General features: G+C 58.8%; 4 protein-coding genes. 3 read left to right on the plus strand and 1 reads right to left on the minus strand.

The window, feature by feature from the left end:
* The first annotated feature begins 179 nt into the window (after nt 1–179).
* From Q0349_RS04460 to Q0349_RS04470, 3 genes are read left to right on the plus strand one after another with little or no spacing between them, the layout of a single operon-like run.
* A complete protein-coding gene (locus Q0349_RS04460; RefSeq protein ID WP_298079676.1) occupies nt 180–851 on the plus strand; it encodes a lysophospholipid acyltransferase family protein in 672 nt (223 codons plus the stop codon).
* Nucleotides 848–1,777: a phosphatidate cytidylyltransferase gene (locus Q0349_RS04465; RefSeq protein WP_298079677.1), complete on the plus strand. Its 930-nt coding sequence runs from the start codon at nt 848–850 to the stop codon at nt 1,775–1,777. Before Q0349_RS04460 ends, Q0349_RS04465 begins: the two co-directional genes overlap by 4 nt.
* 38 nt (nt 1,778–1,815) lie before the next feature.
* Nucleotides 1,816–1,980: a hypothetical protein gene (locus tag Q0349_RS04470; RefSeq protein ID WP_298079678.1), complete on the plus strand. Its 165-nt coding sequence runs from the start codon at nt 1,816–1,818 to the stop codon at nt 1,978–1,980.
* 659 nt (nt 1,981–2,639) lie between these two features.
* Here Q0349_RS04470 and Q0349_RS04475 read toward each other — a convergent pair.
* Nucleotides 2,640–3,602: a zinc ABC transporter substrate-binding protein gene (locus Q0349_RS04475; protein WP_298079679.1), complete on the minus strand. Its 963-nt coding sequence runs from the start codon at nt 3,600–3,602 to the stop codon at nt 2,640–2,642.
* Nucleotides 3,603–3,821: the final 219 nt, after the last annotated feature.

Raw genomic sequence — 3,821 nt, forward strand, 5'->3', positions numbered from 1 at the left:
CCACGTACTGTCTTCAGCGGTGCGCCTTGTACAGAACTTTGTGAGTATCGCTATATACGCTATATACGCTTCCGGCCGGATGTCATACGGGAATCTCCGGCGGCGGGAGGATGCAGCGCGATGGTGAACCGCCTGCGGTTGGCGGTAAAATCGCGGGCATCTTTTCACGGAATGCTGTCATGAATCCCCGAAACCATCGCCATTTTCTCGCCGTCTGGATAGACAAGTGTCTGTCTGCGCTGGTGATTCTTCTCACCGGTGCGCATTCGCAGCCCCTGCCGCATTTGCGCGCCCGCGCCGCCGCTGGTCGCGTTTTTTATGCCAATCACAACAGCCACGGTGATTTTATGCTCATCTGGGTATCGCTGCCGCGGCTGCTGCGGCGGCAATTGCGCCCGGTCGCCGCCGCTGATTATTGGCTGAAGTCGCCGTTGCGCCGTTTTATCGCGCTGAAGGTGTTCAATATGGTGTTGGTCGCGCGCCAGAGCGGCGAGCCGCAGGCGGCGGTGTTGCAGATGGCGGAGGCGATGGACGCGGGCGCCGATTTGTTGATTTTCCCGGAGGGGACGCGCAATGCCAATGACAATGTGCTGCTGCAGCCGTTCAAGAGCGGGCTGTATCACCTCGCCATGGCGCGGCCGGAGTGCGAGCTGGTGCCGGTGTGGATTCACAATATTCAGCGCGTCCTGCCCAAGGGCAGACTGCTGCCGGTGCCGATGTTGTGCAGTGTGCGCTTCGGCCAGCCGTTCCGCGGCGGCGATTTCCCGGAGAAGGAGGATTTTCTCGCTTTCGCCCAGGCGACGTTATTGGCGCTGCAACCGGTGTTGCGGCAAGAGGAGCGCGGTTTATGAGTGAGCACGTTATCGCGTGGCTGTTTGCCACGATGTTGTTGATTTTGTTGGCGGCGAGCGGCACGACGCACTGGCTCATCGCCCGTCGCGGCGCGACGCCGACGCTTGCCAATCTGCGCGCGCGCGTTCATGCGTGGTGGTGGATGTCGGCGGTGCTGGCGGCGGCGTTTACCGTCGGTCGCGGCGGCACGGTGTTTTTGTTCTGGCTGGTGTCGTTTTTTGCCCTGCGCGAGTTTCTCTCGCTGGTGTACAGCCGCCGCAGTGATTACCGGGTGATGGTGCTGTGTTATTACTTCATTCTGCCGCTGCAATATGTGCTGGTGTATGCGGGCAATCTCGGCCTGTTCGCCACGTTTATTCCGGTTTATGCCTTTCTTTTTATGCCGATTGCCGCCTCGCTTTCCGGCGACAGCCGCTTTTTCCTCGCGCGCGCGGCGACGGCGCAATGGGCGGTGATGATTAGCGTCTATTGCATCTCGCATATTCCGGCGCTGCTCAATCTGCGCATTCCCGGCTACGACCACAATATTCTGCTGCTGCTGTTTCTCGTGGCGGTGGTGCAAGCGAGCGACGTGCTGCAATTTGTGTGGGGCAAGCTCTTTGGCCGCAAGAGGATTATGCCGACGCTGTCGCCGTCGAAAACGGTCATCGGCACCGTCGGCGGGGTGTGCAGCGCGGCATTGCTCGGCGGTGCGCTGTATGCGATTACGCCATTCCGTCCGGCGGAGGCGGTTTCCATCGCGTTTATTGTCAATGTGATGGGTTTTCTCGGCGGCCTCGTCATGTCGGCCATCAAGCGCGACCGTGGCGTCAAGGACTGGGGGCATCTCATTGAAGGCCACGGCGGGATGCTTGACCGCATGGATTCGCTTTGCTTCGCCGCGCCGGTGTTTTTCCACTGCGTGCAGTATTTTTGGGCGGTGTGAGGCGGTTGGCGCAACGGTGAGATAACCGGAGGATTTTTATGAATGCAATCATAGAGCTGGATGAAAAATTGCAACAGCGCGCCCAATGGCTGGCAGATGCGCAACAGCGCCCGCTGCATGGCCTGTTGCAGGACGCCATCGTGTATTACATCGAGCAGGAGGAAAAGCGGCAGTCTTTTTATGAAGACGCGCAGCGTGCCTAGTCGGCCTGGCAACGCGACGGCTTGCACCTGACTGAAGCCGAAGCGGATGACTGGCTGGCAAGGCTGGCGTGGGGCGAGGATGGCGAGATACCGCCGTGCCACAACGGATGCGGATGATTCGGCGTGACAGGGCGGTGGCGGCAAAGTTATGGATGTTATTTCCTTCCCAACGCTTTCTCTCGCTTCGCAGGGATAAGGAGCTGAATGGGTAAACAGCCCTGATTCTCTGAGACCTGTTCAAAATCCGGTTATCCACATAAATTTGAATTGCTACGCCGAATTTCCCCCTCCCTTGCAGGGCGCGCAGCGCCCGCAGCGGGGGAGGGACGGGGTGGGGGTGAGCGATATAGATTATGAACTGAACTTACTGTTTTTCAATGGCTTTGTTGCCCTCACCCCAGCCCTCTCTCTTGCTTCGCAAGCAATGCTTGTCGCTGCGCGAGCTGTCCCAGTCCCACAGGGACAAGCATTGCTCGCGTAGCGAGAGAGGGGGCATATTAGCTGTTTTCCCGGTTTTCATTTCCCTACACAAGCATACGGAAAAATGCGATTCCCCAAAAATTTGAACAGGTTCTGAAAATTGGCGATAACGGGATGACCCCGGCAACAAAAAGCCCGCGCGGTGGCGGGCGGTGTGTGAGTTATTCGCTTTTGGGGATTCAGGGTTTGAGGCAGCCGGCGAGGTTGTCGGCGAGGTTGGTGAGGAGCTGGCGGTACATCGTCTTGCCGGGGGCGAGGTCGGCGCCAACCGGGTCCAGCACGGCGGTTTTGACGTTGCCGTCTGCCGCCAGTTTGGTGACGATTTTCGCCGGGAATTGCGGTTCGCTGAAGAGGCAGACGATTTTGTGGTCGGCAATCATTTGGTGCAGTTCGCTGATGCGTTTCGCGCCCGGCTCGTGTTCGGGGTCAACGCGCACAGTACCGACGGCGTCGAGGTCGTAGTCCTGTTCAAAATACTGGTAGGCGTCGTGGAAAACCATGAACGGGCGTTTTTGTACCGGTTGCAGTTTTGTCGTGAGGCCGGCTTTCAGCGCATCGAGGTCGGCGGCGGCCTGGGCGGCGTTGTCTTTGTATTTGGCGGCGTTGGCGGGGTCGATGGCGGCCAGTTCGGTCGCGGTTTGCTCAAGCAGCAGTTTGCTGCGCGCGATGCTTAGCCAGAGGTGCGCGTCGTAGGCGCCGTGGTGGTGGCCGTGATGGTCATGGCCCTGTTCGTGGCCGTGTTCATGTTCATGGTGGTGATGGTCGCCGTGGTCGTGGTCATCATCGTCGTCGCCTTCTTCCCACATTCCGCCGTGGCGGGTCGGCAGCGGGTAGAGGTTGGGCAGCGCCGCCCATTCGATGCTGTGCTCTTTGCCGCTTTTTTTGAGCAGCGGCGGCATGAAAGTTTCGAGTTCGTGGCTGACGTAGAGGACGAGGTCGGCTTCGGCGACGTTTTTCGCATCTGCCGGTTTCATTTGGTAGCCGTGCGGCGAGCCTTGTTTGATGAGCAGTTCGGGTTCGCCGACGCCGTCCATCACCTGCGCGACCAGCGAGTGCAGCGGCTTGATGGTGGTGACGACTTTCGGTGCGGCGTAGGCATGGCAGGCGATGCCGACGAGGGCGGCGAGGAGGATGTGTTTCATGTGTGGTCTCCGGTTTTGTTGTTTCAGGTGAAAAGCCTGCGCGGGACTCCGGGCAGGCTTTGCTTGGTGCAACAGGATACGCTTCTTGCGACGGGGTAACGGTTTTTTTGTTTCTATCGTTGTTATGTATGAAGAAATCCCCGCACATGGCGGGGATTTTTTACTAGACTTCCTTCCAAACTATAACTTGCACGGCAACCCGACAAAATTCCAAACCTG

Source organism: uncultured Cardiobacterium sp. (genome assembly GCF_938028185.1).
Lineage (GTDB): Bacteria > Pseudomonadota > Gammaproteobacteria > Cardiobacteriales > Cardiobacteriaceae > Cardiobacterium.